At 70.8% G+C, this 25,122-nt stretch carries 24 protein-coding genes and 3 tRNA genes; 22 read left to right on the top strand and 5 right to left on the bottom strand.

Annotation, left to right across the window (positions count from 1 at the left end):
• Window positions 1-28 precede the first annotated feature (28 nt).
• The gene (locus ACLL9L_RS12265; RefSeq protein WP_411284940.1) at window positions 29-1,276 is read right to left on the bottom strand and encodes a toxic anion resistance protein; all 1,248 of its coding nucleotides are present in this window, start codon (window positions 1,274-1,276) and stop codon (window positions 29-31) included.
• Window positions 1,277-1,594: 318 nt separating this feature from the next.
• Between ACLL9L_RS12265 and ACLL9L_RS12260 the strand changes: the two genes are divergently transcribed.
• From ACLL9L_RS12260 to ACLL9L_RS12180, 17 genes are all read left to right on the top strand, one after another.
• Entirely contained in the window at window positions 1,595-2,089 is a 495-nt protein-coding gene (locus ACLL9L_RS12260; protein ID WP_411284939.1) for a hypothetical protein, read from the top strand.
• Between the two features lie 182 nt (window positions 2,090-2,271).
• Complete coding sequence (gene aceB / locus ACLL9L_RS12255; RefSeq protein ID WP_411284938.1) at window positions 2,272-3,852, top strand: malate synthase A; 1,581 nt, start codon at window positions 2,272-2,274, stop codon at window positions 3,850-3,852.
• An 18-nt stretch (window positions 3,853-3,870) separates the two neighbouring features.
• Window positions 3,871-5,328, top strand: a complete 1,458-nt coding sequence (locus tag ACLL9L_RS12250; RefSeq protein ID WP_411284937.1) for an FAD-linked oxidase C-terminal domain-containing protein — start codon at window positions 3,871-3,873, stop codon at window positions 5,326-5,328.
• Window positions 5,328-6,584 (top strand): FAD-binding oxidoreductase, encoded by a 1,257-nt coding sequence (locus tag ACLL9L_RS12245; RefSeq protein ID WP_411284936.1) that lies wholly within the window; start codon window positions 5,328-5,330, stop codon window positions 6,582-6,584. The genes ACLL9L_RS12250 and ACLL9L_RS12245 overlap by 1 nt, the downstream gene beginning before the upstream one ends.
• A 16-nt stretch (window positions 6,585-6,600) precedes the next feature.
• A complete protein-coding gene (locus ACLL9L_RS12240) occupies window positions 6,601-8,022 on the top strand; it encodes a (Fe-S)-binding protein (RefSeq protein WP_411284935.1) in 1,422 nt (473 codons plus the stop codon).
• A 68-nt stretch (window positions 8,023-8,090) separates the two neighbouring features.
• Window positions 8,091-9,851 carry an L-lactate permease gene (locus ACLL9L_RS12235; protein ID WP_411284934.1) on the top strand — a complete coding sequence of 587 codons (1,761 nt, stop codon included), beginning with the start codon at window positions 8,091-8,093 and terminating at the stop codon, window positions 9,849-9,851.
• Between the two features lie 49 nt (window positions 9,852-9,900).
• Complete coding sequence (locus tag ACLL9L_RS12230) at window positions 9,901-10,620, top strand: (Fe-S)-binding protein (protein ID WP_411284933.1); 720 nt, start codon at window positions 9,901-9,903, stop codon at window positions 10,618-10,620.
• Between the two features lie 43 nt (window positions 10,621-10,663).
• The gene (locus ACLL9L_RS12225) at window positions 10,664-12,217 is read left to right on the top strand and encodes a LutB/LldF family L-lactate oxidation iron-sulfur protein (protein ID WP_411284932.1); all 1,554 of its coding nucleotides are present in this window, start codon (window positions 10,664-10,666) and stop codon (window positions 12,215-12,217) included.
• Window positions 12,214-12,840, top strand: a complete 627-nt coding sequence (locus ACLL9L_RS12220; RefSeq protein ID WP_411284931.1) for a LutC/YkgG family protein — start codon at window positions 12,214-12,216, stop codon at window positions 12,838-12,840. Before ACLL9L_RS12225 ends, ACLL9L_RS12220 begins: the two co-directional genes overlap by 4 nt.
• Before the next feature lie 111 nt (window positions 12,841-12,951).
• Entirely contained in the window at window positions 12,952-14,208 is a 1,257-nt protein-coding gene (locus ACLL9L_RS12215) for an AGE family epimerase/isomerase (protein ID WP_411284930.1), read from the top strand.
• Window positions 14,209-14,307: 99 nt separating this feature from the next.
• Window positions 14,308-14,380, top strand: a tRNA-Thr gene (locus ACLL9L_RS12210).
• Window positions 14,381-14,431: 51 nt separating this feature from the next.
• Window positions 14,432-14,505, top strand: a tRNA-Met gene (locus ACLL9L_RS12205).
• Window positions 14,506-14,659: 154 nt separating this feature from the next.
• Window positions 14,660-14,830 carry a 50S ribosomal protein L33 gene (gene rpmG, locus ACLL9L_RS12200; protein ID WP_411284929.1) on the top strand — a complete coding sequence of 57 codons (171 nt, stop codon included), beginning with the start codon at window positions 14,660-14,662 and terminating at the stop codon, window positions 14,828-14,830.
• A 134-nt stretch (window positions 14,831-14,964) separates the two neighbouring features.
• Window positions 14,965-16,278 carry an MFS transporter gene (locus tag ACLL9L_RS12195; protein ID WP_411284928.1) on the top strand — a complete coding sequence of 438 codons (1,314 nt, stop codon included), beginning with the start codon at window positions 14,965-14,967 and terminating at the stop codon, window positions 16,276-16,278.
• A gap of 24 nt (window positions 16,279-16,302) precedes the next feature.
• Window positions 16,303-16,746 (top strand): MaoC family dehydratase N-terminal domain-containing protein, encoded by a 444-nt coding sequence (locus ACLL9L_RS12190; RefSeq protein WP_411284927.1) that lies wholly within the window; start codon window positions 16,303-16,305, stop codon window positions 16,744-16,746.
• Window positions 16,746-17,174 carry a MaoC/PaaZ C-terminal domain-containing protein gene (locus ACLL9L_RS12185; protein ID WP_411284926.1) on the top strand — a complete coding sequence of 143 codons (429 nt, stop codon included), beginning with the start codon at window positions 16,746-16,748 and terminating at the stop codon, window positions 17,172-17,174. The genes ACLL9L_RS12190 and ACLL9L_RS12185 overlap by 1 nt, the downstream gene beginning before the upstream one ends.
• A 13-nt stretch (window positions 17,175-17,187) precedes the next feature.
• Entirely contained in the window at window positions 17,188-18,270 is a 1,083-nt protein-coding gene (locus ACLL9L_RS12180; RefSeq protein ID WP_411284950.1) for a UDP-N-acetylmuramate dehydrogenase, read from the top strand.
• A 92-nt stretch (window positions 18,271-18,362) separates the two neighbouring features.
• Here the strand turns inward: ACLL9L_RS12180 and ACLL9L_RS12175 are convergent, their stop codons facing one another.
• The 4 genes from ACLL9L_RS12175 to ACLL9L_RS12160 all read right to left on the bottom strand — a co-directional run bounded on the left by ACLL9L_RS12175 (window position 18,363) and on the right by ACLL9L_RS12160 (window position 22,432).
• Window positions 18,363-19,082: a hypothetical protein gene (locus tag ACLL9L_RS12175; protein ID WP_411284925.1), complete on the bottom strand. Its 720-nt coding sequence runs from the start codon at window positions 19,080-19,082 to the stop codon at window positions 18,363-18,365.
• Window positions 19,083-19,170: 88 nt separating this feature from the next.
• Window positions 19,171-20,235 (bottom strand): adenosine deaminase, encoded by a 1,065-nt coding sequence (locus ACLL9L_RS12170; protein WP_411284924.1) that lies wholly within the window; start codon window positions 20,233-20,235, stop codon window positions 19,171-19,173.
• A 10-nt stretch (window positions 20,236-20,245) separates the two neighbouring features.
• Window positions 20,246-20,788 carry a DUF5709 domain-containing protein gene (locus ACLL9L_RS12165; RefSeq protein ID WP_411284923.1) on the bottom strand — a complete coding sequence of 181 codons (543 nt, stop codon included), beginning with the start codon at window positions 20,786-20,788 and terminating at the stop codon, window positions 20,246-20,248.
• Window positions 20,789-21,118: 330 nt separating this feature from the next.
• The gene (locus ACLL9L_RS12160) at window positions 21,119-22,432 is read right to left on the bottom strand and encodes an aminotransferase class I/II-fold pyridoxal phosphate-dependent enzyme (RefSeq protein WP_411284922.1); all 1,314 of its coding nucleotides are present in this window, start codon (window positions 22,430-22,432) and stop codon (window positions 21,119-21,121) included.
• Window positions 22,433-22,595: 163 nt separating this feature from the next.
• Here ACLL9L_RS12160 and ACLL9L_RS12155 point away from each other — a divergent pair.
• The 5 genes from ACLL9L_RS12155 to rplA form a co-directional block, all read left to right on the top strand.
• Window positions 22,596-22,668 (top strand) — tRNA-Trp (locus ACLL9L_RS12155).
• A gap of 75 nt (window positions 22,669-22,743) precedes the next feature.
• Complete coding sequence (gene secE / locus ACLL9L_RS12150; RefSeq protein ID WP_411284921.1) at window positions 22,744-23,013, top strand: preprotein translocase subunit SecE; 270 nt, start codon at window positions 22,744-22,746, stop codon at window positions 23,011-23,013.
• Between the two features lie 80 nt (window positions 23,014-23,093).
• Window positions 23,094-23,927 (top strand): transcription termination/antitermination protein NusG, encoded by an 834-nt coding sequence (gene nusG / locus ACLL9L_RS12145; RefSeq protein WP_411284920.1) that lies wholly within the window; start codon window positions 23,094-23,096, stop codon window positions 23,925-23,927.
• Between the two features lie 82 nt (window positions 23,928-24,009).
• Window positions 24,010-24,447, top strand: coding sequence for a 50S ribosomal protein L11 (rplK, locus tag ACLL9L_RS12140; protein WP_411284919.1), 438 nt, complete (start codon window positions 24,010-24,012; stop codon window positions 24,445-24,447).
• 130 nt (window positions 24,448-24,577) lie between these two features.
• Window positions 24,578-25,122: 50S ribosomal protein L1 (gene rplA / locus ACLL9L_RS12135; RefSeq protein WP_411284918.1), on the top strand; the 545-nt coding region annotated here is incomplete at its 3' end.

The following is a 25,122-nucleotide window of genomic DNA, read 5'->3' as shown; positions in this document are numbered from 1 at the left end:
GTCGTTCTGTTGCGCGGTCGGGACCGACCTACCGCCCGAGGTCCAGGGAGCCGGCGGTGATGGCGGGGTTCTGCCGGTTGACCCGGTCGAGGTAGGCCTGCGACTTGGTCACCTCGGTCTCGAGGGTGCCGATCGTCGCGGCCATGTTGTCGAGGGCCTGGACCTTGAACGTGTCGATGGCGTCCATCGTCTGGTAGATGTTGGAGAAGGCCGCCTGGAGCTGCGGCAGACCGATCGTGGCCGCAGCCGCCTGCTCCTGGATCTTGACCGAGTTGTCGCGCAACATCTCCGACGTCGACTGGATGAGGTTCGACGTCGTCGTGTTCAGCGCCGTGATCTGGTCCAGCACGAGCTTCTGGTTGCCGAGGGCCTGGGCGACGATGACCGCCGTGCGCAGCGCCGAGATGGTCGTCGTCGACGCGCGGTCGACGCCCTTGATGAGCTCGATGTTGTTCTTGATGACGATGTCGATGGCGAGGTAGTTCTGGATCGAGACCGCGAGCTGGGTCAGCAGGTCCTGGTGCTTCTGGCGCACGTAGAAGAGGACGTCCTGCTTGAATGCCGTCGCCCGCTCGGGGTCGGTGGCCTCCAGGGTGGCGATCTGCGCGGTGAGGCGGGCGTCGAGCCGCTCGGCGACGTAGACGTACTGGTTGAGCCGGCCCATCGACTCCCAGAGGTTCTGCTTCTCGAGGTTGAGGGCGACGTTGTCCCGCTGGAGCTCGTCCTGACCCTCGCGCAGGGAGTGGAGGATCCCGTCGAGGTGGCTCTGGGCGGACTGGTACTTGCGGAAGTAGTCGGTGACCTTGTCGCCGAACGGGATCATCCCGAGGACCTTCTTGACCCCCGTGGCCTGCGACGGGTCGAGATCCTCGACGGTGCGGCGCAGGTCCAGGAGCGTCTTGCTCACCCTCGAGCCCTCGTCGAGACCGCCCTCCTGCATCGCCTTGACGGGCGCCCTGAGCAGCCGGTTGCTCGACTCGGCGGCCCGGCGCACGTCCTCATCGCCCATGCTCCGCACGTCGGCGGCCTTGGCCTCGAAGGACGGCGACTTCGGCTCGGCCGACATCAGGGCGGCGAGGTAGGAGTCGACCTTGGCGTCGAGCCCGGGCAGCGCCGTCTCGGGCACCTGCGGGGCCATCTTGGGCGCGGCGGTCTCGCTGACGGGGCGGGTCGCGGGCGGGGCCGCGAGGGTCAGGAAGGCGGAGGGGGCCGGAGGGGCCAGCGCCTGCACGGCGTCGGCTGCCCCGGTCGGCGCCGGGGAAGGCTGGTCCGTCATCTGAGGTCCTCTTTCCGCGGTGGTCCCGTCTCACGAGTCGTCAGGAGCTGGCTCGGTGCACGGGCAGTGCACCTCGACAGCGGGCGGGTGACCCCTGTCTCTTCCAGACGTGTGGTCAATCTACGCGGTTCCCGAGGGTGGCCACACCCCGGTTCCGCCCTGAGCGGACCCCGGCGTCGGCGCCTCGCTGGCCGTCGGCGGGGGCGATCCGGGGTGCGGGGAGTGCGCCGTCTCGACGGATGTCCGATCTGGGCTGGACGGTCCCGGTTCGAAGGCGCACCATGGGACGAACGACCCCACCGCCTCAGGGGAGGTTCGATGGCAGCCCGGACCGAAAGCCCTTCGAGCCCGACGCGCCCGACTGGTCCACTCGACGCGTCCGTCGAGGCCGCCCGACGTCATCGGGCCCAGTTGCGCGAGTCGGTGGACGCCCTCGAGGCGGCGCTGGCGGCGCCGATCCCGGGGCGTGCGACGCGGTGGGTCGAGCGGGTCCACGCGGCCACGGCGGAGCTGTCCGCGGACTTCCGGGAGCACATCGCCATCACGGAGGGACCCCAGGGCCTGTATGCCGGGGTGCTGGCAACCGAGCCCCGGCTCTCCCCCGGGGTGAGGACGCTCGTCGACGAGCACGTGGCGCTCCGTCTCGAGGTCGAGGGGGTGCTCGCGGCGGTGGAGGGCTCGGGGTCGGTCCCCACGGCCGCCGAGCTCCGCGAGCGGGGGACCGTCCTGCTCGGGCACCTGGTCCGGCACCGTCAACGCGGCGCGGACCTCGTCTACGAGGCCTACGAGGTCGACATCGGCGGCTCCGGCTGACCGTGCGGTTGCCGGGGTGTCCCACCCGGTCGACCTCCCGCGACCCATTGACCCGCACCGGCGCCTGCGGCAGGATGGTGGAAACAGAAATCCAATTCCGCATGCCGGAAATGCAGGTTGTGCCGGAGATGGTGCGGCGGCGAGCCTGGCGCCGGTAGCCATGACCAAGGGAGTTCGTCCTCATGCCCGTCCCCGACGGCGTCCAGATCAGCGGCCCCATGGGCCCCCGCTTCGACGAGGTGCTCACCGACGAGGCGCTCGCGTTCCTCGCCGACCTGCACCGCACCTTCGACGCCCGGCGGCGCGAGCTCCTGCTCGCCCGCGAGGAGCGGTATGCCGCACTCGCGGCTGGCGGGACGCTCGGCTTCCTCCCGGAGACCCAGGAGATCCGCGACGGCGACTGGAAGGTCGCCGACCCGGCGCCGGGTCTGGCGGACCGCCGGGCCGAGATGACCGGCCCGGTTGACCGCAAGATGACGATCAACGCCCTCAACTCCGGCGCGAAGGTCTGGCTCGCCGACTTCGAGGACGCGTCCACGCCGACGTGGGAGAACGCCGTCAACGGCCAGCTCAACCTCATGGACGCCCTCGACGGCACGATCGACTTCACCTCCGACGCGGGCAAGGCCTACGCCCTCAAGGAGGCCTCGGAGCTGTCCACCGTCGTCGTCCGCCCGCGCGGCTGGCACCTGTCCGAGAAACACATCGAGGTGGACGGCGAACGGATGGCGGGCGCCCTCGTCGACTTCGGCCTCTATTTCTTCCACTGCGCCCAGCGCCAGCTCGACGCCGGCAAGGGTCCGTACTTCTACCTGCCCAAGATGGAGAGCCACCTCGAGGCGCGGCTGTGGAACGACGTCTTCGTCCGCGCGCAGAAGGCCCGCGGCATACCGCAGGGCACCATCCGCGCGACCTGCCTCATCGAGACCTACCCGGCCGCCTTCGAGATGGACGAGTTCCTCTACGAGCTGCGCGAGCACTCCGCCGGTCTCAACGCCGGCCGGTGGGACTACATCTTCAGCGTCATCAAGAAGTTCCGCACCCGGGGCAAGGACTTCATGCTCCCCGACCGTGCGCAGGTGACCATGACGGTGCCGTTCATGCGGGCCTACACCGAGCTGCTCGTGAGCACCTGCCACCGGCGCGGCGCCCACGCCATCGGCGGGATGGCGGCCGTCATCCCCAGCAAGGACGCTGCGGTCAACGAGGTGGCGTTCCAGAAGGTCCGCGACGACAAGACCCGCGAGGCCGGTGACGGCTTCGACGGGTCCTGGGTGGCCCACCCCGGCATGGTCGCGCTCTGCACCGAGGTCTTCACGGACGTCCTCGGCGAGCGGCCCAACCAGCTGGACCGGCTGCGCGACGACGTTCACGTGAGCGCGGAGCAGCTGCTCGACGTGACCGCGACCCCCGGCGCCGTGACGGAGGCCGGTCTGCGCAACAACATCAGCGTCGGCATCCAGTACCTCCACTCCTGGCTGCGGGGCCAGGGAGCCGTGGGGATCAATAACCTCATGGAGGACGCCGCGACGGCCGAGATCTCCCGGTCCCAGGTGTGGCAGTGGATCCGGTGCGACGTCGAGCTGGAGACCGGCGACGTCGTGACCCGGGAGCTCGTCGAGCGACTCGTCGACGAGGAGCTCGCCAGGCTCCCCGGCAACCCGGCAGACTATGCCGAGGCGACCGAGACCTTCCTCGCGGTGGCCGTGGCCGACGACTTCGCGGAGTTCCTCACGCTCCCGGCCTACGAGAAGATGGCCTGAGGCAGGGGACGGGGCGACATGGACGCACGAGGACTGGCCACCACACTGGCACCGCTGCTGCCGCAGGGGGCGGTCATCACCGACCGCCAGCGGCTGCGCACCTACGAGTGCGACGGGCTGGCGCAGTACAAGGTCATCCCCTCGCTCGTCGTCCTGCCCGAGACCGCCGAGCAGGTCGCGGTGGTGGTCCGGGCGTGTGCCGAGCACCGCATCCCCTTCGTGGCGCGCGGGTCGGGCACCGGCCTCTCCGGCGGGGCCCTGCCGCACGCCGACGGCGTCCTCATCGTCCTGTCGCGGATGCGGGCCATCCTCGAGGTCGACCGCGACAACCAGCGTGCCGTCGTTGAACCCGGCGTGATCAACCTCCAGCTGTCCCGGGTGACCCAGCCCGACGGCTACTACTACGCCCCCGACCCGTCGAGCCAGCAGGTCTGCTCCATCGGTGGCAACGTCGCGGAGAACTCCGGTGGGGCGCACTGCCTCAAGTACGGCTTCACGACCGGGCACGTCACCGGCCTCGAGCTCGTCACGCCCGCCGGGGACCTCGTCGAGATCGGCGGGAAGGCCCCCGACCAGCCGGGCTACGACCTGCTGGGAGCCGTCGTCGGCTCCGAGGGCACCCTCGGCATCGCGACCAAGGTCATCGTCCGGCTGACCCGCACGCCCGAGGCGGTCAAGACCCTTCTCGCGGCCTTCCCCGACACCGACTCCGCCGGCCAGGCCGTGTCCTCGATCATCGGGGCCGGCGTCATCCCGGCTGCCATCGAGATGATGGACGCGCTCGCCATCGAGGCGGCCGAGGCGGCCGTCCAGTGCGGCTATCCCCAGGGCGCCGGCGCGGTCCTCATCGTCGAGCTCGACGGCGCCGCGGTCGAGGTGGAGCACCAGTTCGACGCCATCAGCGAGCACTGCAACGCCGCCGGGGCCTTCGAGATCCGGATCGCCAGGGACGATGCCGAGCGGGCGCTGTTCTGGAAGGGGCGCAAGTCGGCCTTCGCCGCAGTCGGCCGGATCAGCCCGGACTACATCGTCCAGGACGGCGTCATCCCGCGCACCGCGCTGCCCGAGGTGCTGCGGCGCATCTCCGCACTCGCGGCCGACGGTGGCGTCCGGGTGGCCAACGTCTTCCACGCCGGCGACGGCAACCTGCACCCCCTCGTGCTCTTCGACGACGCCGTGGCGGGGGAGGCCGAGAAGGCCGAGGGCGTCTCGGGCGCCATCATCGACCTCTGCATCGAGTTCGGCGGCTCCATCACCGGTGAGCACGGGGTCGGCTCCGACAAGGCGAAGTACATGCCGCGGATGTTCAGCGAGGACGACCTCGACACGATGCAGATGGTGCGGTGCGCCTTCGACCCGGACGCGATCTCCAACCCCGGCAAGATCTTCCCGACCCCCCGACTGTGCGGCGAGGTGCCCGGCCGCAACCGCGGCGCGCACCCCCTCGTCGAGGCCGGCCGGGCGGAGCTCTTCTGATGACGACCATCGACACCGAGATGGTGCTGTCCCGCCTGGCCGAGGCGGCCGGAGGCTCGGCGCGAGCGGGTGGCCCCGGGGACCATGTCGGCGGTATGCCGTGCCGCTGGGTCGTCGGTCCGCGCGACACCGCGCAGGTCGGGGCCGTCATGCGGGTGGCCCACGAGGCCGGGCTGGCCGTCGTCCCCCGCGGCGCCGGCACCAAGCTCGGGTGGGGGCCGCCGCCCGAGCGCCTCGACGTCCTGCTGGATCTCACCGGGCTCGACGCGCTCGTGGAGCACGCGGCGGGCGACCTGATCACCATCGTCGGCGCCGGCCGCCTTCTCGAGGACCTGCAGCGCGACCTGTCCGGCTCGGGCCAGTGGCTGGCGGTCGACCCGCCCCGGTCCGGGACCGTTGGCGGCCTCGTCGCCACCGCGTCGACCGGCCCCACCCGGCTGCTGCACGGCGCCGTCCGCGACCTCGTCATCGGGACGACGATGGTGCGCGCGGACGGCGTCGTCTCGCACTCCGGTGGCAAGGTCGTCAAGAACGTCGCCGGCTACGACCTCGGCAAGCTGCTTACCGGGTCGTTCGGCACCCTGGGCGTCCTCACCGAGGTCGCCTTCCGCCTGCACCCGGTCGCGGAGGCCTCGGGGTGGGTCACCGTGCCGGTCACCTCAGCGCGGCACGCCACGGCGCTCGCGCAGGGCGTCCTGCACTCACACCTCGTCGCGACGGCGTGCGAGCTCGAACGTCCCGCGGACGGCGCCGCGAGCCTCGCGATCCGGCTCGACGGCATCGCCGCGGGCGTCGCCGCGCGCACCGCGGACGCGCTCGAGCTGTTCGGCGGCGGCGCCGAGGCGCTCGACGAGGCGCCGTCCTGGTGGGGCACCGATCCCGGCCGGCCCGGCGACGTGCTCCTCAAGCTCACCCACGAGACCGCGTCGCTGACCGCGCTGCTCGACGCCGTGGACGAGGCGGCCGAGCGGTGGGCCGTGCCGGTCGACGTGCGGGGCAGTGTCGCGGTCGGCACGGTGTCCGCGGCCCTCAGGGGTAGCCACGACCGCGCGGCAACGGTGTCGGCCGTCGACCAGCTGCGCTCTGCGGCAACGACATTCGGCGGCACGGTGGTCGTTCTCGACGCCGACCCCGAGACCCAGCGGATGCTCGACGTCTGGGGGCCGGTCAAGGGACTGGACCTCATGCGCCGGGTCAAGGACCAGTTCGACCCCGACCGGGTGCTCAGCCCCGGCCGTTTCGTGGGAGGAATCTGACGTGGTGGACCAACCGATGACTGCTGGGGGCACGGACCGGGGCGTCGCCACGCACGACCTCGTCTCCAGCCCGGCTGGGACACTCGGCACCGAGGCACCGTTGCGGATCGGTCCGCCGCCCGCCGGCCCGGGGGCGTTCGACGAGCACCGGCCGCCGTCCGCGGAGCTCGTCGCCGACTGCGTGCACTGCGGCTTCTGCCTCCCGACCTGCCCGACCTACGTCCTCTGGGGGGAGGAGATGGACTCGCCCCGCGGGCGGATCTACCTCATGAACGAGGGCCTGAACGGTGAGCCGATGACCGACTCGATGGTCGGCCACATCGACGCGTGCCTCGGGTGCATGGCCTGCGTGACGGCCTGTCCGTCGGGTGTGCAGTACGACCGGCTCATCGAGGCCACCCGCGCCCAGGTCGAGCGGCGCCACGAGCGCTCGACATGGGACAAGGCGCTGCGCGAGGGGATCTTCGCGCTGTTCCCCTACCCCCGGCGGCTCCGCCTGATGCGCGGCCCGCTGCGGCTCTACCAGCGCACCGGCCTCGCGGGCCGCCTCCGCAAGTCCGCGCTCCTGCAACGGATCTCGCCGACGCTGGCGGCCATGGAGTCGCTGGCTCCCACGCTGGGCAAGGCCGAGAGGGTCCCTGCCCGCACCCCCGCCCAGGGCACCCGCCGCGGGACCGTGGGCATGCTGCTCGGTTGCGTGCAGCGCGAGTTCTTCCCTGGCGTCAACGCCGCGACCGCGCGGGTCCTGAGCGCCGAGGGCTTCGACGTCGTCGCCCCGGCGAGTCAGGCGTGTTGCGGGGCGCTGTCGTCACACAACGGCCGCGAGGAGGAGGCCCAGAAGTTCGCCCGGGCCCTCATCGAGGAGTTCGAGCGGGCCGGCATCGAGCACCTCGTCGTCAACTCCGCGGGGTGCGGCTCCGCGATGAAGGACTACGTCCACCTGTTGTCCGACGACCCGCAGTGGGCCGCCCGCGCCGAGGCGATGAGCGCCAAGGTCCGCGACGTCTCCGAGATCCTGGCCGACGTCGGGCCGGTCGCGACGCGGCACCCGATCGACGTGACGATCGCGTACCACGACGCCTGCCACCTGGGCCACGCCCAGGGGATCCGGAGCCAGCCGCGCGAGCTGCTGCGCGGCATACCCGGTCTGGTGCTGAAGGAGATCGCCGACGCCGACATCTGCTGCGGCTCCGCCGGGATCTACAACATCCTGAACCCGGTCCCCGCCCGGGAGCTGGGCGACCGCAAGGCCGCCAACGTCATCGCCACGGGCGCAGCGCTGCTCGTCACGGCCAACCCCGGCTGCCTCATGCAGGTCGCCTCCTCCATCGAGCGCGCCGGGGGACACGTCGCGCTCGCCCACACCGTCGAGGTGCTCGACGCCTCGATCCGGGGTCTTCCGCGCACCAGCCTCGGTGTCTCCACACCGCCTGCCTGACCCCACGCCGTCCCAGTCCCCATCCCAGTCCGAAGACAATGTCACCAACCGAATACAACGAGGTGTTCATGTACAAGCCGGTTCTCGATGCGGTGGGCGGGTCACTCCTGCTCACCGCCCTGGTGGCGATGCTGCCGCTCATCACCCTCTTCGTCATGCTCGGGGCCCTGCGGATCACCGCCTGGAAGGCCGCGATCGCCTCCCTCGTCGTGGCCATCCTCGTCGCGGTCATCGGCTACTCGATGCCCATCGGGCAGGCCCTGCTCGCCGGCAGCGAAGGCGCGGCATTCGGGTTCTTCCCGATCCTGTGGATCGTCATCAACGCCATCTGGGTCTACAACATGACGGTCGTCACGGGACACTTCGACGTCCTGCGCCGGTCCTTCGCCAAGGTCAGTGACGACCAGCGGATCCAGGCCGTCATCATCGCGTTCTGCTTCGGTGCCCTCCTCGAGGCGCTGGCCGGCTTCGGCACCCCGGTGGCCATCACGAGCGTCATGCTCATTGCCCTCGGGTTCCGCCCGCTCAAGGCTGCGGTCGTCGCACTCGTGGCCAACACCGCCCCCGTGGCGTTCGGCGCGCTGGCCGTGCCGATCACCACCCTGGCCACCGTGAGCGGACTGCCCGAGCACGCGCTGTCGCAGATGGTCGGGCGCCAGACGCCGCTGCTGGGCATCTTCGTCCCGATGGCGCTGGTCTACATCATCGACAAGGGCAAGGGCGTGCGCGAGACGCTGCCGGCCACCTTGACCTGTGGGTTCGCGTTCGCCATCGCCCAGTTCGTCACCTCCAACTTCATCTCCACGCAGCTGACCGACATCGTCGCGGCGCTGGTCGGTGCGCTCTCCGTCGTCATGCTCCTGCGGGTGTGGCAGCCGAGGAACGGCTACATCGAGACCGACACGGACGTCGTCGTGGGCGGGGCCACCTCGGGCGCCACTCGCGACGCGTCCTCAGGTCGGGTCGGCTCGGCAGGCACGGACTCGACCCGCACCGGCTCGTCCGGTGACGGCGACCACCCCGTCGGTCAGGGCGTCGGCACCCTGGCCGAGCTCGCCGAGCGGGACGCCGCCTCGCACGACACCCGCCAGGACGTCCTCAAGGCGTATGCGCCCTATCTCATCATCGTCGTCCTCTTCGTGCTGGCCCAGCTCCCGGGGATCAAGGACTTCTTCAACCTCAAGGCAGCCAACCCGTCCTTCACCTGGCCCGGTCTCGACCTCCAGACCGCGGCGGGCAAGCCGTCGACGATCCCGCTCTTCAAGCTCAACGTCCTCTCGGCCGCGGGCACCTTGATGATCATCGCCGGCCTGATCACCATCCCGGTCATCGGCATCTCCCCGGCCAAGGCCCTCAAGGCCTATGGCGCGACCTACAAGCAGCTCGCCACGGCGATCGTCACGGTCATGGCCGTCCTCGGGCTGGCCTACGTCATGAACGCGTCGGGCGAGACGGCCACCCTCGGCAAGTGGCTCGCTGCGTCGGGAGCCCTCTTCGCCGTCCTGTCTCCGATCCTCGGCTGGCTCGGGGTCGCCGTGACCGGCTCGGACACGTCGTCGAACTCCCTCTTCGGAGCGCTCCAGGTGCAGGCCGCCAAGGCGACGGGCCTGCCCGAGCTGCTCATGGCGGCATCGAACTCCTCCGGGGGTGTCCTCGGCAAGATGATCTCGCCGCAGAACCTCGCCATCGCGGCCGCCGCGGTGGGGATGTCCGGCAAGGAGGGCGACATCTTCCGCAAGGTCCTCGGGTGGTCCTTGGGGTTTCTCGCCTTCATGTGCGTCATCGTCTATCTCCAGTCCACCCCGGTGCTGGGCTGGATGATCCCGTAGGGTCACGCTGACGGGAGAGGAAGGGGCGGCGCCGATGAAGGTTGCGCTGATGCTGACCTGCATCAACGACACGATGTTCCCCGAGACGGGCAAGTCGGTGGTGCGGCTGCTGCGCCGGCTCGGGGTCGACGTGGACTTCCCCACGGCCCAGACCTGTTGCGGGCAGCCGATGATCAACACCGGCTACCTCGATGAGGCCATCCCCGTCGTCCGACAGTTCGTCTCGGCCTTCGAGGGCTACGACGCCATCGTCACGCCGTCCGGCTCCTGCGTCGGCTCGGCGCGCCATCAGCACGACATGGTGGCGCGCCGATCGGGTGACGCGCGACTCGTCGAGGCAGTCGCCCGCACCGGCCCGAGGACCTATGAGCTCAGCGAGTTCCTGGTCGACGTGCTGGGGGTCGAGGACGTCGGGGCCTACTTCCCCCACAAGGTCACCTATCACCCGACCTGCCACTCCCTGCGGCTGCTCGGCGTCGGCGACCGCCCGACCCGGCTGCTGCGCGCCGTCAAGGGCCTGCGGCTGGCCGACCTGCCCGCGGCCGAGGAGTGTTGTGGCTTCGGCGGCACGTTCGCCCTCAAGAACGCCGAGACATCGGTCGCGATGGGGGCCGACAAGGTCCGTCACGCCCGCGAGACCGGGGCCGAGGTGCTCGTGGCGAGCGACAACTCGTGCCTGCTGCACATGGGCGGCATCCTCTCGCGCCAGCGCAGTGGGATGCGGGTCATGCACCTCGCCGAGATCCTTGCCCAGACGGAGGACGCCTGATGCGTATGCCGGGCAGCCGCCACCCCGTGGAAGGGCAGCACTGATGGGCGCCACCTTCGTCGGCATGCCCGCCTTCCCCCAGGCGGCCCACACCGCGCTCGCCGACACCCAACTACGGGCCAACCTCGCCCACGCGACGAGCACGATCCGGGAGAAGCGCGCCCGGGTCGTCGCCGAGGTCGAGCACTGGGAGGAGTTGAGGATCGCCGGCGCGGCCATCAAGGACGACATGCTCGCCCGTCTCGACGAGCACCTCCTCACTCTCGAGGCGTCACTGACCGCACAGGGGGCGATCGTCCACTGGGCCCGCGACGCGGCCGACGCGTGCGAGGTCGTGGCCCGGATCGCGATGGATCACGAGGTGAGCGAGGTCGTCAAGGTCAAGTCGATGGCGACCCAGGAGATCGAGCTCAACGAGGCCCTGGCCGAGCACGGCATCTCCGCGTGGGAGACCGACCTCGCCGAGCTCATCGTCCAGCTCGGCGACGACCTGCCGTCGCACATCCTCGTGCCGGCGATCCACCGCAACCGCAGCGAGATCCGGGAGATCTTCCGCTCGAGGATGGGATCGGCGGGGCGCCCTGCACCCGAGGACCTGACCGACGACCCGGCAGCGCTCGCCGGAGCCGCCCGCCTGCACCTGCGCGAGAAGTTTCTGCGCGCCAAGGTCGCCGTCTCCGGAGCCAACTTCGCCATCGCCGAGACCGGGACGCTCGTCGTCGTCGAGTCCGAGGGCAACGGCCGGATGTGCCTCACCCTGCCGGAGGTCCTCATCAGTGTCGTCGGCATCGAGAAGGTCCTGCCGCGGTTCGCCGACCTCGACGTCTTCCTCCAGCTGCTCCCGCGCTCGAGCACGGGGGAGCGGATGAACCCCTACACGTCGATGTGGACCGGGGTGACGCCGGGCGACGGTCCCCAGGAGGTCCATGTCGTCCTGCTCGACAACGGCCGCACCAATGTCCTGGCCGACGAGGTCGGCAGGCAGGCGCTGCGGTGCATCCGGTGCTCCGCCTGCCTCAACGTCTGCCCGGTCTACGAGCGGACCGGCGGGCACGCATACGGCTCGGTCTATCCGGGCCCGATCGGCGCGATCCTCAACCCGCTGCTGCGCGGGGTGGGGCACGACAAGCAGCTCGACTCGCTGCCCTACGCCTCCAGCCTGTGCGGCCGCTGCTACGAGGTGTGCCCCGTCCTGATCGACATCCCCGAGGTCCTCGTCCACTTGCGGTCCAAGGTCGTCGACGCCCACCGCGACGGCCGCCCGGGCGCCCAGGATCTCGCGATGAAGGCGACCTCGCTCCTCTTTGCCAACCCGGCGCGGATGGGACTGGCCGTCAAGGCGTCCAGCGTGGCCAACCGGGTCGTCGCGGCGTTCAGCCACCGGACCCTTCCCGGCGGCCGACTGGCGATCGGTCGCCTCCCCGGTCCGGGGGCCGCCTGGACCGACGCCCGCGACCTGCCAGCCCCACCCCGGGACTCGTTCCGGGCCTGGTGGAAGGCGACCGACGGCGGCCGCAACGAGGCCCCCACGACCGGGGCCCCCATGACTGGGGCACCCGTGACCGAGGCCCCCACGACCAAGGGCCCGGCCCGATGAGCGCCCGGGACGACGTCCTCGGTCGGGTCCGCTCCGCACTCGGCCCCGGCCCGGCGCCCGAGCGGATGCCCCCGCGGGTCTGCATCCCGGGCGATGCCCTGACCCCTGGCCCGCGCGGGGAGCTGCTCGACCTCTTCATCGAGCGGGTCGCGGACTACCGCGCAGTCGTCGTGAGATGCCTGCCGGGTGAGGTCGCCGATGCGGTCCGCGACGGATTGGGCTCCTCGATGAAAGTGGTTGTCCCAGAGGGTTTCCCGAGCGACTGGGTGGGACTGCCCGACGGGGCCGAGCAGATCGCTGACGAGGGGCTCTCCTCGCACGCCCTCGACGAGGTCGACGCGGTCGTGACGCTCGCGACCGTGGGGATCGCCACGACCGGCACGATCGTCCTCGACCACGGGGTTGGGCAAGGACGCCGGGCCCTCAGCCTGGTGCCCGACCGGCACGTCTGCGTCGTCACCGTCGGGCAGGTCGTCGCCGGTGTGGGTGACGCCGTGGCAAGGCTCGAGCCCACCCGACCCCTGACGTGGATCAGCGGGCCGAGCGCGACGAGCGACATCGAGCTCGACCGGGTCGAGGGCGTCCACGGCCCTCGCACCCTCCACGTCATCGTCGTCGGCTGACCGCACCCCTGAGTGGCCCCGCACCCTGAGTCCCCCTTGCGTCCGGCAGGTCGGTCGCCCTGGCGACCGACCTGCCGGACGCAGGCGGGTGTCTCCCACTAGGTTCGTTCCATGGCCGACACCGCCTCATCCACCCTCACGACCGACGAGCGCTCCTGGCTCGAGGCCCAGACGTCATCCCTCGTCGACTTCGCCCGGGCGTCAGCCCATCCGGACGGCGGCTTCGCCTGGCTAGACGACGACGGCCGGCCCCGACTCGACCAGCCCGTCGAGCTCTGGCTCACCTGCCGGATGACCCATGTCTTCGCCCTGGCGGCCCTCCAGGGAGACGCCAGCGCGGCTGGCCTCGTCGACCACGGGGTGCAGGCGCTCCTGGGACGCCTGCACGACGACGAGCACGGCGGTTGGTTCGCGGCCGTCGAATCCGCGGGCGGGGCCGGCTCCCGCCCGAGCGACGACACGAAGCAGTCCTACGCCCACGCCTTCGTCGTTCTGGCCGCAGCCAGCGCGACCGCGGCGGGCCACCCGCAGGCTCGCGCACTGCTCGACGACGCGCTGGACGTGTTCGGGCGGCGCTTCTGGCGCGAGGCCGACGGCCTGGTCGCCGACGTCTGGGACCGCTCCTTCACCACCCTCGACCCCTATCGCGGGGTCAACGCCAACATGCACACCGTCGAGGCCCTCCTCGCTGCCCGCGACGTCACCGGCGACCGCGTGCTGCTGACCCGCGCGACGAGCATCGTCACGCGCGTCGTCCACGAGTTCGCTGCGGCCAACGCCTACCGCCTCCCCGAGCACTACGACGAGCAGTGGCAGGCCCGGCTCGACTACAACCGCGACCACCCCGCCGACCAGTTCCGCCCCTACGGCGTGACGATCGGCCACCTGCTGGAGTGGGCCCGCCTGGCGCTCCACCTGCGGACGGCGTTGGGCGACGACGCTCCCGACTGGCTCCTTCACGACGCCCGGAACCTGTTCGAGACCGCGGTCCGGGACGGTTGGGACGTCGACGGCGCGGAGGGGTTCGTCTACACCACGGACTTCGACGCACACCCCGTCGTCCGCGACCGCCTTCACTGGGTCGCCACGGAGGCCATCGCCACGGCGTGGACGCTGGCTCTGGTCACCGGGGAGGGCGCCTACCGCGGCTGGTACGACCGATGGATCGCCCACGCCGCAGCGCTGTTCGTGGACACCGAGCGTGGCTCGTGGCGACACGAGCTCGACCCCCAGAACCGTCCGGCGAGCAGCGTGTGGGAGGGCAAGCCCGACGTCTACCACGCCTATCAGGCGATGCTCCTGCCCCGGCTCGGCGAGGTCACCTCGTTCGTCGCGGGGGTCGCGTCCGAGCGGCCTGCGCCGACCTGATCCGCGAGGGTCCCCACCCGGCATACCGATTTCATCGGAGGAGGCTCAAACGTGTAGTCTCTCGGACGCACGACCGGGCGGGGTTCACCCCTCGCACGGGCCCCAATAGCTCAGTCGGTAGAGCGTTTCCATGGTAAGGAAAAGGTCTAGGGTTCGATTCCCTATTGGGGCTCTGGTCCACCTGATGCGGCGCCTCACGGCACCACTGACCGGCGGATCACGGGGCGGGGTAGCTCAGCTGGTTAGAGCGCACGACTCATAATCGTGAGGTCGCGGGATCGAGCCCCGCTCCCGCTACTCGAAGACTGGACCGGTGACGATTTCTCGTTGCCCGTCCTGTCGCGTATTCTCGTGTGTCGCGTCCGATCCGCTGGAACTCCGGACGCTCGGCAGTTGTCGAGAGCACGTCCTGTATCCACACAAACCCATCAGTTCGAGAGCAGGTTGTCCCGTGGCCAGCAAGAGCGCCGACGTCCGTCCCAAGATCACCATGGCGTGTGTGGACTGCAAGAATCGCAACTACATCACCAAGAAGAACCGCCGCAACAACCCTGACCGGCTGGAGCTGGCGAAGTTCTGCCCCAACTGCGGCAAGCAGACGGCGCACCGCGAGACGCGCTGACCCACCGCGCCTGATCCGACCGCTCCTCTGGCACCGGCCGGGGGAGCGGTCGTTCGTCGTCTGCCGGCATGCCGGCCCCGCACCTCAGCGGCGCGCGGCCCCGCCCGCCCGGCGCGGGTGTCAGACTCACCCGGGTGAGCGACCCCGCCGACACGCCGCTGCGTGGAACGCCCGACCCGGCGGGCGCTGCGGCGCAGGCTGGGGGGCTGCGCGGACTGCTCGGCCGGCACGCTGTCGACACCCGGCCGCTGGCGATCGCTCCCTACCGCCGACTGCTCATCGGGCAGGGCACGTCGTTCATCGGCTCGATGCTCACCCAGGTCGCGGTGCCCGTGCAGATCTGGGCCCTGACACACTCCACGCTCCACGTCGGGTTCGTCGGGCTGGCCGGGCTCGTCCCGATCGTCGTCTTCGGTCTCTACGGCGGCGCGATCGCCGATGCCGTCGACCGGCGCACCCTCTATCTCTGGTCCTCCGTGGGCGGCTGGGGCGTCACCCTGGCCCTGCTGGCCCAGACCCTCGTCGACCTGCGCAACGTGTGGCTCATCCTCGGCCTCGTCGCCGTCCAGTCCGCGATGTTCGCCATCGCCTCGTCGGCGCGCGGCGCCATCATCCCGCGCATCGTCTCCGGCGACCTCGTCCCGGCGGCGAACACCCTGAACTTCACCGTCGGCAACGCCGGCCAGGTCATCGGCCCCCTCATCGCGGGCGTCCTCGTCGGTCTCGAGCACGGTTTCGCCTACGCCTACGCCGTCGACGCCCTCCTCTTCACCGCCGCGCTCTACTCCGCCCTCCGCCTGCCTGCCGTCCCGCCCGACGGCTCGGTCGAGCGGCCCGGCCTGCGGGTGGTCGCCGAGGGGCTGCGCTTCATTGCGGTCCGGCCGGTGCTCGTCATGAGCTTCGTCGTGGACATCGCGGCGATGGTCCTGGCCATGCCCCGCTCGCTCTTCCCCGCCGTGGCCGACCTGCGCTTCCAGGGCAATGTCGGGCCGCTGTATGCCGCGATTGCCGTCGGTGCGGTGGTCGCGGGCCTGTCGAGCGGCTGGATCGGCCGGGTGCGGCGCCAGGGCCGGGCGCTCGTCGTCGCCATCGTCGGGTGGGGTGCGGCGGTGTCGCTGTCCGGACTGGCCCACCAGCTGTGGCTCGTCGTCGCCCTCCTCGCCCTGGCCGGGGCCTTCGACCTCGTCAGCGCCGTCTACCGGCAGACGATCCTCCAGACCTACGCGCCGGACGAGATGCGCGGGCGGATGCAGGGGGTCTTCATCGCCGTCGTCGCGGGCGGCCCGAGGCTCGGGGACGTGCGTGCGGGAGCGACGGCCGCGGTGACGTCACCGACGTTCTCGTGGGTCGTGGGCGGGGTGGCCTGCATCGTGGTCGTGGTCGTGTCCGGCGTCCTCGTCCGCTCGTTCTGGCGCTACGACACCCACGATGCTCTCGCCGCCCGGTGAGGGGCGGGTATTAGGGTGGCGACCATGCCGGTCAATGCAGAGTTCGTCGGGCGCACCTACCCGCCCACCACCCCGTACGCCGTGGGCTCGGCCAAGATCCGTGAGTTCGCCGAGGCGGTCGGCTCGACCGACCCGGTGCACGTGGATCACGACGTCGCCACCGAGCGGGGCTACCGCGACGTCATCGCCCCGCCGACCTTCGCGGTGCTCATCGCCCAGCAGTGCGACGCCCAGCTCATCACGGACCCCGAGGCGGGCATCGACTACACCCGGGTGGTCCACGGCGAGCAGAAGTTCGTCCATCACCGCCCCATCACGGCCGGTGACGACATCGTCGCGGTGCTGTCCGTCGACTCGGTCAAGCAGGCCGGGGGCCACGCCATGGTCACGACCCGCACCGAGCTCAGCGCCGGTGGCGAGGCCGTCTGCACGGCAACGTCAACGATCGTCATCCGAGGTGGTGAGTGATGGCCGGCATCCGCAAGGCCTCCGAGGTCGAGGTCGGCGAGAGCCTCCCGGGCCGCACCGTCCACATCGAGCGGGCCACCCTGGTGCAGTACGGAGGTGCGTCGCTCGACCGCAACCGGATCCACTGGGACGAGCGGTTTGCGACGTCAGTCGGCCTGCCCGACGTGATCGCCCACGGCATGTTCACCATGGGCGCGGCCGTGACCGTCGCGACCGACTGGGTCGGCGACGCCGGCAGGGTCCTTGAGTACGGCGTGCGGTTCACCAATCCTGTGGTCGTCCCCTACGACGGGGGGGCCGACGTCGTCGTCGACGGCGTCGTCAAGACCCTGGACGCCGAGACCCGGCGGGCCACCGTAGAGCTGTCGGCGCGGTGCGGCGAGGACAAGGTGCTCGGCCGGGCCCTTGCCGTCGTCCAGCTCGACTGACGGCGACGGCGCGGTGCAGGTGGAGCACGACGTCGATCTGTCGACCCTGACGACGATGCGCGTCGGTGGGCCTGCGGCGCGACTGGTGCGCGTCACGACAACGGACGAGCTCGTCGACGCCGTCCGTGAGGTAGACGACGCCGACGAACCGCTGCTCGTCGTCGGTGGTGGGTCCAACCTCATCGTCGCCGACGCCGGCTTTGCCGGCACGGTCGTCCACGTCGAGACCTCGGGGATCACGGTGGAGTCCGACGACAGCTGCGGCGGTGCCAACGTGCGCGTCGCCGCCGGCGAGGTGTGGGACGACGTCGTCGCCCGGGCCGTCTCCGAGGGGTGGGCCGGCGTCGAGGCGCTGTCCGGGATCCCCGGGTCGGTGGGCGCGACCCCGATCCAGAACGTCGGTGCCTATGGACAGGACGTATCGCAGACCATCGGCCAGGTGCGGGTCTGGGACCGCCAGACGCAGACCGTCCAGACGTTCTTCGGGTCCGACTGCGGCTTCACCTACCGGGACTCGCGGTTCAAGGGTGGGGACGGCCGGGGCGGGCGCTACGTCGTGCTCGACGTCCTGTTCCAGCTGCGGGTCTCGGACCTCTCCCAGCCGCTGGTCTATGCCGCCCTCGCCCAGCAGCTCGGCGTCGAGCAGGGCTCGCGGGTGCTGCTGGCCGACGCCCGAGAGGCCGTTCTCACGCAGCGCCGTCAGCGTGCGATGGTGCTTGACGAGACCGACCACGACACGTGGAGCTGCGGCTCGTTCTTCACCAACCCGATCCTGTCGACGCGCGAGTTCGCGAACCTCGAGACGCGGGTGACCGCGCGACTCGGCGCCGACGCGGCGACCCCGCCCCGCTGGCCGGAGGAGCGCGGCGTCAAGACCAGTGCCGCCTGGCTGATCGACGGGGCCGGTTTCGCCAAGGGACACGGACTCCCCGGTCCGGCGGGACTCTCCACGAAGCACACCCTCGCGGTGACGAACCGCGGCTCGGCCACGGCTGAGCAGGTCCTCACCCTGGCCCGCGAGGTGAGGGACGGCGTCGAGCAGGCCTTCGGAGTGCGCCTCGTCAACGAGCCGGTGCTGGTCGGCATCACCCTCTGACCCCGCCCCGCCCCGCACCAACTCTTGGGTGGAGGTATATCCGAGCCGTCTAGCGCTCGGATATACCTCCACACAAGAGGCTTCTCGGAGGGTCAGCCGACGATCTGGGCGCCGAAGGTCTGGGTGGGGAAGATCGTGCCGCTGTCGGTCACCTGCGACGTCGGGCGGGTGTAGTCGACGACCATCTTCGGGGCGTTCCTGGGCTCGACCCTGAAGACGACCCACCCGGTGACGCTCTGGCCGTTGGGGACCTGGGCCGGCAGCAGGGCCCACCCGGCCGCCTGGAGGGCCGCGTTGACGAGGGCGTCGGCCCGGTTGGGAGACGCGCTGCCCGTGGTGATCGCAAAGTCCTGGAGCCGGATCGGGGCGGTGAAGGTCGTGCCCGGGGTCCACCTCATCTCCACGGCCACGAGCTCGTAGGCCGCGGCGGAGGCCTGGTAGCCATCGGGCCACGGCAGGTTGCGGGCGATCCTCGCCACGACGATCTCGTGGCCCAGGTCCGGATCCTTGATCGCCTTGTCGATGGCGGTGAACGACGTAGGCAGGGCCACCGGGCTCGAGGGTGAGCCGGTGGCGACGACCGAGGTGGCGGAGGTGGCCGAGGCCGTGGCGGCTCCGCTCGTCCCGGACGACGTGCTGGCCGATCCACTCGTCGAGGTGGCCGATGTCGACGGCGACGGGCCCGGTCCCGCTGTCGAGCCCACCCTGGTCGCGCCAGAGACGGCCGTCGACAACGGGGTCGACGTGCTGCTGGAGCAGGCGCCGAGCGAGATGGCCAGGGCCGGCGCCAGCATCAACGCGGTCTTCCTCAACGTGGTTCGCCCTCCTCGTGGGAGCGGCGGCTGCCGTCCGGGTCCGTGCGGTGCGGGCCCCCAGACTGCCTCGACTCCGGCGCCCCGATCAACTCGGTGGGGTTGTGGCGCCGGGCGGGGAGGCCGTCAGCCACGCGTCGATGTCGCCCAGCGCCGTCCGCCGGACCTCCTCGGGAGCCCGACTGCCGTGCACGCTGGCGCGTGCCAGGTCCGCCAGGTCGACGTCGTCGAGACCGAGGTCGTCCCTCGCCAGGGAGTACTGGTCGGCCAGCCTCGTCCCGAACAGCAACGGGTCGTCGGCGCCGAGCGCGACCCGGACCCCGGCATCCAGCAGGTCGCGCAGCGGCACCTCCCGGGCGGCGGCGTACACCCCGAGCGCGACGTTGCTCCCGGGACAGACCTCCAGGGTGATGCCGGCGTCGGCGACCTCGGCCATGACCCGCGGGTCCTCGACGCAGCGCACCCCGTGACCGATCCGGTCCGGTCGCAGCACGGACAGGGCGTCCTGGACCGCGGCCGGGCCGAGCAGCTCCCCGGCGTGCGGCACGAGCGCCAACCCGCCTCGACGGGCGATCTCGAACGCCGCCGCGAAGTCGAGCAGCGACCCCCGTCGCTCGTCGTTGCTCAGTCCGAAGCCGACCACGCTGCCCGGACCGTCCCCGGCATACCGGACCGCGAGCCGGGCGAGGGTCCGCGCGTCGAGCGGGTGCCGGATCCGGCTGGCTGCCACGACCACGCCGACCCCGATGTCGAGGTCGCGCGAGGCGGCTCGCGCCTCGTCGAGGACGATCTCGAGGGCGGGGCTGAGGCCGCCGACGAAGGGCGCGTAGGACGACGGCTCGACCTGGATCTCGAGCCACCGCGACCCTTCTGCGACGTCGTCCTCGGCCGCCTCCCGGACGATCCGGCGCATGTCCGACTGGCCGCGGACACACGAGCGCGCGAGGTCGTAGAGCCGCTGGAACCGGAACCAGCCCCGCGCGTCGGTCGCGTGCAACCGCGGCGGCCAGGAGTCGGTCAAGGCCTCCGGGAGGCGTATGCCGTGCTGAGCCGCGAGGTCGGCGAGGGTCGTGATCCGCATCGACCCGGTGAAGTGCAGGTGCAGGTGCGCCTTGGGCAGCGCGCTGACGTCGCGGCGGGTGCCGGTCGACACGACCGGTCGGTCACTCGTCGACGTCGGACGGCGGGCCGTCGTCGACGATGTGCATCGCGGCCTCCTCGGCGGAGGCGCCCGCGCCGGAGATGCCCACGTCCTCGGCGATGGAGTCCTTGTCCACGTCCTGGTGGGCACCCTCGTCGGGGGCGACGAGGCGCCCGCTGCGCCTGCCGGTGTCACCCAGGAAGTCGTCCTCCGCCGGGATGGCATCGGGGTCGTCGCCGCCGACGGTCTCCCTGTCGACCCGGTCCAGGCCGCTCTCGTTGTCGGGGGCGCCATAGGCCGAGTCGGGGTCGGGCACCTCCTGGAGGATGCGCTGCTCGATCGTCTCGTCCTGCGACTGCTCCCACGCCGTGGTGCCCCAGGCGTTCGACCCGCGTGCCGTGTCAGCGGGCGAGTAGCCCTCGTCGAGCACGTCCTCGACCCCGCGGTCCACGAGGGTGTCCTCGGGTTGCAGCTGGTCCTCGTCGTCGACGGAGTAGGACCCGGTGTCCGTGTCGAGGTCCTCGCCGTTGTGGCTCTCGCCCTGGTCGATGCCGTTGCCGCTCATGGCGCCACTCTGCCAGAGAGCGGGACCACCCATCACCCCCCCGGACCGGGTGCCTCAAGCGCCCCACGGCCAACGAGGCGCAGCCCGGGCTGCGCGCAAGAAACGGCCGTCTGCTTGCGGACGTCAAGGTTGGCTCAGCGGCGCATCCTTGCCATGCTCGTCCGTTGCCGGGGTCTTACGCAGCTCGGTCGCCCGATGACCGAACCGTGCTTTGAGCGCGTCGCCCTCGCGTCGCCCTCGCGGCGTCGACGCCATAGTCCGCGAAGCGGTCCGACGTGATCCGCCCTGTCTGCTCGAGCTGCTTGGCGACAATCTCCATGTCGACCGGCGTCACCGACCGGCTGACAGCTGCTCCGCGGCGGCGAGGGCGACACACGTGGCCACCCCGGCCATCGCCGTCTCGACCTCGGCGAGCACCGGGAAGGTCGGGGCCAGCCGGATGTTGCGGTCCCGCGGGTCCCGCCCGAGGGGGAAGGACGAGCCGGCCGGCGTGAGGGCGATGCCGGCCTCCTTGGCCAGCGCCACCACCCGTGTGGCGGTCCCGTCGAGCACGTCGAGGCTGACGAAGTAGCCGCCGGTGGGATGCGTCCACTCCGCGACGCCCAGCCCGGCCAGGGCCGCCGTCAACGCCTCGCCCACCGCAGCGAACTTCGGCGCGAGGATGTCGCGGTGGCGGCGCATGTGCGCGCGCAGGCCGTCCGCCGAGCCGAAGAACTCGACGTGGCGCAGGTGGTTGACCTTGTCCGGCCCGATCGACCCCATCGCCAGGTGCTTGAGGAACCACGCCTTGTTCTCGGCCGACGCCGCCATGACCGCCACGCCGGCCCCGGCGAAGGTGATCTTCGACGTCGAGGCGAACATGATCGGGCGGTTGGGGTGTCCGGAGGCCGCGGCGAGCGTCAGCACGTCGGCGCTCTTGGCCTCCACCTCGCTCAGGTGGTGGAAGGCGTAGGCGTTGTCCCACAAGATCCGGAAGTCCGGGGCAGCGGTCGGCATCGCCACCAGGGCCGCGGCGACCTCCTGGGAGCACACGGCGCCGGACGGGTTGGCGTAGGTCGGCACGATCCAGATGCCCTTGACGCTCGGGTCGTTCGTGACGAGCGCCTCGACGGCGGCGACGTCAGGCCCGTCCTCGTGCATCGGCACGGTGACCATCTCGATGCCGAAGTTCGCGAGCATCGAGAAGTGCCGGTCATATCCGGGCACCGGGCAGATGAAGGTGACCTTCTCCTCCTGCGCCCACGGCCGCGGCGAGTCGGGGCCGCCGTGCAGGAGCAGGTGGACGAGCGTGTCGTGCATCATCGTCAGGCTCGAGTTGCCGCCGCAGATGACCTGCCCCGGCTCGACCCAGAGCAGCTCGGCGAAGAGCTCACACAGCTCGGGCAGACCCTCGAGCCCGCCGTAGTTGCGCACGTCCGCGCCGGCCCGGTCCGTCGTCGTCGTCGGCAGCAGCAGCAGCCGGTCGGACAGGTCGAGCTGCGCCGCGGACGGCTTGCCCCGTGTGAGGTCGAGCTTGAGCCCTCGCCGGCGCAGCGCGGCATACTCCGCCTGCTTCGCGGTGAGGAAGTCGCCCAGCTCTCCGCTCGTGAGGGAGGAGAGGGGGGCGCGGGGGTCCGCGGGGGCACGGTCGGGTCGCGTGGTCACGGAAGCGATCTTTCCACTCCCCCGGTATGCCGGGTAGCGCCGGTCCGCGCTGGTTCGCGCCCGGACGCTGGGGTCACGTATGCTGTCCCCTCGGTGGTTGACGGCTGCCATGCTCCGGCATGCCCGCAGTCGTTCACCCGTGGCCCCACCACCGGGGTCGCGAAGGGCAGTGGCTCAATTGGTAGAGCACCGGTCTCCAAAACCGGCGGTTGGGGGTTCGAGTCCCTCCTGCCCTGCGTTGTCGGTCGCCAGGACAGACATCGACACCAACAGCGTCGACACAGGGTCGGACGCGCGAAGGAAGAGGAATCGTGACCGAGACGAGCGCGGACTCCCGCCGGTCCGGTCGTGCTGATCGCCGGCGCGGCCAGCAGGGCAACCCGGTCAGGCGACTCTTCCACTCGATCGGCCTGTTCGTCAGCCAGATCCTCGACGAGCTGCGCAAGGTCGTGCGGCCGACGGGGTCGGAGCTGCTCAACTACACGTTCGTCGTGGTCGTCTTCGTCATCGTCATCATGGGGATCGTCTCCTTCTTCGACTTCGTGTTCCATCGGCTGGTGCTGCTGGCGCTGGCCGGCTAGCGCCAGCAGCACCACCACAGTGACAGGCAGGGCCGCGCACGCGGCCCTCACAGCTCAGCAAGGGAAGCAGGTCCACAGCCGTGTCCGAGCAGGACGCCCCCCGGGGTACCGACCGAGAGCACGACCTCGAGCAGACCGAGGTCGCCCACCTCGAGACCACTGAGGCCGACGTCGTCGACGCCACGGCTGAGGTGGGCACCGAGGCCGACACCGAGGTCGACCTCGACACCGAGGCCGACCTCGACACCGAGGCCAGTGTCGACTCCGACGGCGCCGACGTGACCGCCGAGCCGGCGGAGCCCGTCGACCCGGTCGTCGAATACATGCAGCAGCTGCGCCTGAAGTCCGGCGACTGGTACGTCATCCACTCCTACGCTGGCTACGAGAACAGGGTCAAGACCAACCTCGAGACCAGGATCATCTCCCTCAACATGGAGGACTTCATCTTCGAGATCGAGGTGCCCATGGAAGAGGTCACCGAGATCAAGAACGGCCAGAAGAAGCTGGTGCGCCGCGTCCGGATGCCCGGCTACGTCCTTGTCCGGATGGACCTGACGGACCAGAGCTGGGGCGCCGTACGGCATACCCCGGGCGTCACCGGCTTCGTCGGCAACGCCCACCAGCCCGTGCCGCTCAGCCACGACGAGGTCTTCGTCATGCTCGCCCCCGACCTTGAGACAGCGGAGTCCGCGGCCGCCGGTGGCGGCCCTGGCGGCTCCGGCCGGTCCAAGGAGGTGCAGGTCGTCGACTTCGTGGTCGGCGAGTCCGTCACCGTCATGGAGGGTCCGTTCGAGACCCTGCCCGCGTCGATCTCCGAGATCAACCCCGACACCCAGAAGCTCAAGGTGCTCGTCTCGATTTTCGGCCGGGAGACCCCGGTCGAGCTGTCCTTCAGCCAGGTCGCCAAGATCTGACCGGAGGGTTTCACCCGCCCTGCCCGACCTCACGGCGGGCCCACGCAGCACATCCCTCGAAAGCATCAAAGGACCCAGAGACATGCCCCCCAAGTCAAAGAAGGTCGCAGGCTTCATCAAGCTGCAGATCCAGGCCGGCCAGGCCACGCCCGCACCGCCCGTCGGTCCGGCCCTCGGCCAGCACGGCGTCAACATCATGGAGTTCGTCAAGGCCTACAACGCTGCGACGGAGAGCCAGCGCGGCAACGTGATCCCCGTGGAGATCACGGTCTTCGAGGACCGTTCCTTCACGTTCATCACCAAGACCCCGCCGGCGGCCGAGCTGATCAAGAAGGCGGCCGGCGTCCCCAAGGGCTCCGGCGAGCCGCACAAGACCAAGGTGGCCAAGCTGTCGGCCGCCCAGGTCCGTGACATCGCCCAGGTCAAGATGGAGGACCTCAACGCCAGCGACATCGAGGCTGCCGCCAAGATCATCGCCGGCACCGCCCGCTCCATGGGCATCACCACCGAGGGCTACTGAGCCCGACCGACCCCGGGCCACGGCCCGGGGTGAGCACACGGCATACCCCCGCGTATGCCGTGTCCGTGGCAGGACCGCGCTGGTCCGACTCACCACAACTCCCCGAACCACAGCACACGCAGGAGCAGACATGAAGCGCAGCAAGGCCTACAGGGCCGCGGCCGAGAAGATCGAGCCGGGCAAGATCTATCCCCCCCTCGAGGCGGTCCGTCTCGCGAAGGACACCACCAGCATCAAGTACGACGCGACCGTCGAGGTGGCCATGCGCCTGGGTGTCGACCCGCGCAAGGCCGACCAGATGGTCCGTGGCACCGTCAACCTGCCGCACGGCACCGGCAAGACCGCCAGGGTCCTGGTCTTCGCCACCGCCGAGAAGGCCGAGGCCGCTCGTGAGGCCGGCGCGGACTTCGTCGGCTCTGACGACCTCCTCGAGAAGGTCTCCAGCGGCTGGCTCGACTTCGATGCCGTCGTCGCGACGCCTGACATGATGGGCAAGGTGGGTCGGCTCGGCAAGGTCCTCGGCCCGCGTGGCCTGATGCCCAACCCGAAGACGGGCACGGTGACCATGGATGTCGCCAAGGCCGTGACCGACATCAAGGGCGGCAAGATCGAGTTCCGCACCGACAAGCACGCCAACCTCCACTTCATCATCGGGAAGGCGTCCTTCGACGAGAC

It is taken from the genome of Lapillicoccus sp. (genome assembly GCF_046595215.1).
Classification (GTDB): domain Bacteria; phylum Actinomycetota; class Actinomycetes; order Actinomycetales; family Dermatophilaceae; genus Lapillicoccus.
Note: the sequence above shows the minus strand (reverse complement) of the source record. Positions and strands in the feature narration are given on the sequence as shown.

Excerpts from the sequence above, each read along its gene's own strand:
- ACLL9L_RS12265 (WP_411284940.1), bottom strand. The coding sequence starts at position 1,276 with ATGACGGACCAGCCTTCCCCGGCGCCGACCGGGGCAGCCGACGCCGTG.
- ACLL9L_RS12260 (WP_411284939.1), top strand. The coding sequence starts at position 1,595 with ATGGCAGCCCGGACCGAAAGCCCTTCGAGCCCGACGCGCCCGACTGGT.
- aceB (WP_411284938.1), top strand. The coding sequence starts at position 2,272 with ATGCCCGTCCCCGACGGCGTCCAGATCAGCGGCCCCATGGGCCCCCGC.
- ACLL9L_RS12250 (WP_411284937.1), top strand. The coding sequence starts at position 3,871 with ATGGACGCACGAGGACTGGCCACCACACTGGCACCGCTGCTGCCGCAG.
- ACLL9L_RS12245 (WP_411284936.1), top strand. The coding sequence starts at position 5,328 with ATGACGACCATCGACACCGAGATGGTGCTGTCCCGCCTGGCCGAGGCG.
- ACLL9L_RS12240 (WP_411284935.1), top strand. The coding sequence starts at position 6,601 with ATGACTGCTGGGGGCACGGACCGGGGCGTCGCCACGCACGACCTCGTC.
- ACLL9L_RS12235 (WP_411284934.1), top strand. The coding sequence starts at position 8,091 with ATGTACAAGCCGGTTCTCGATGCGGTGGGCGGGTCACTCCTGCTCACC.
- ACLL9L_RS12230 (WP_411284933.1), top strand. The coding sequence starts at position 9,901 with ATGCTGACCTGCATCAACGACACGATGTTCCCCGAGACGGGCAAGTCG.
- ACLL9L_RS12225 (WP_411284932.1), top strand. The coding sequence starts at position 10,664 with ATGGGCGCCACCTTCGTCGGCATGCCCGCCTTCCCCCAGGCGGCCCAC.
- ACLL9L_RS12220 (WP_411284931.1), top strand. The coding sequence starts at position 12,214 with ATGAGCGCCCGGGACGACGTCCTCGGTCGGGTCCGCTCCGCACTCGGC.
- ACLL9L_RS12215 (WP_411284930.1), top strand. The coding sequence starts at position 12,952 with ATGGCCGACACCGCCTCATCCACCCTCACGACCGACGAGCGCTCCTGG.
- ACLL9L_RS12190 (WP_411284927.1), top strand. The coding sequence starts at position 16,303 with ATGCCGGTCAATGCAGAGTTCGTCGGGCGCACCTACCCGCCCACCACC.
- ACLL9L_RS12185 (WP_411284926.1), top strand. The coding sequence starts at position 16,746 with ATGGCCGGCATCCGCAAGGCCTCCGAGGTCGAGGTCGGCGAGAGCCTC.
- ACLL9L_RS12165 (WP_411284923.1), bottom strand. The coding sequence starts at position 20,788 with ATGAGCGGCAACGGCATCGACCAGGGCGAGAGCCACAACGGCGAGGAC.
- rplK (WP_411284919.1), top strand. The coding sequence starts at position 24,010 with ATGCCCCCCAAGTCAAAGAAGGTCGCAGGCTTCATCAAGCTGCAGATC.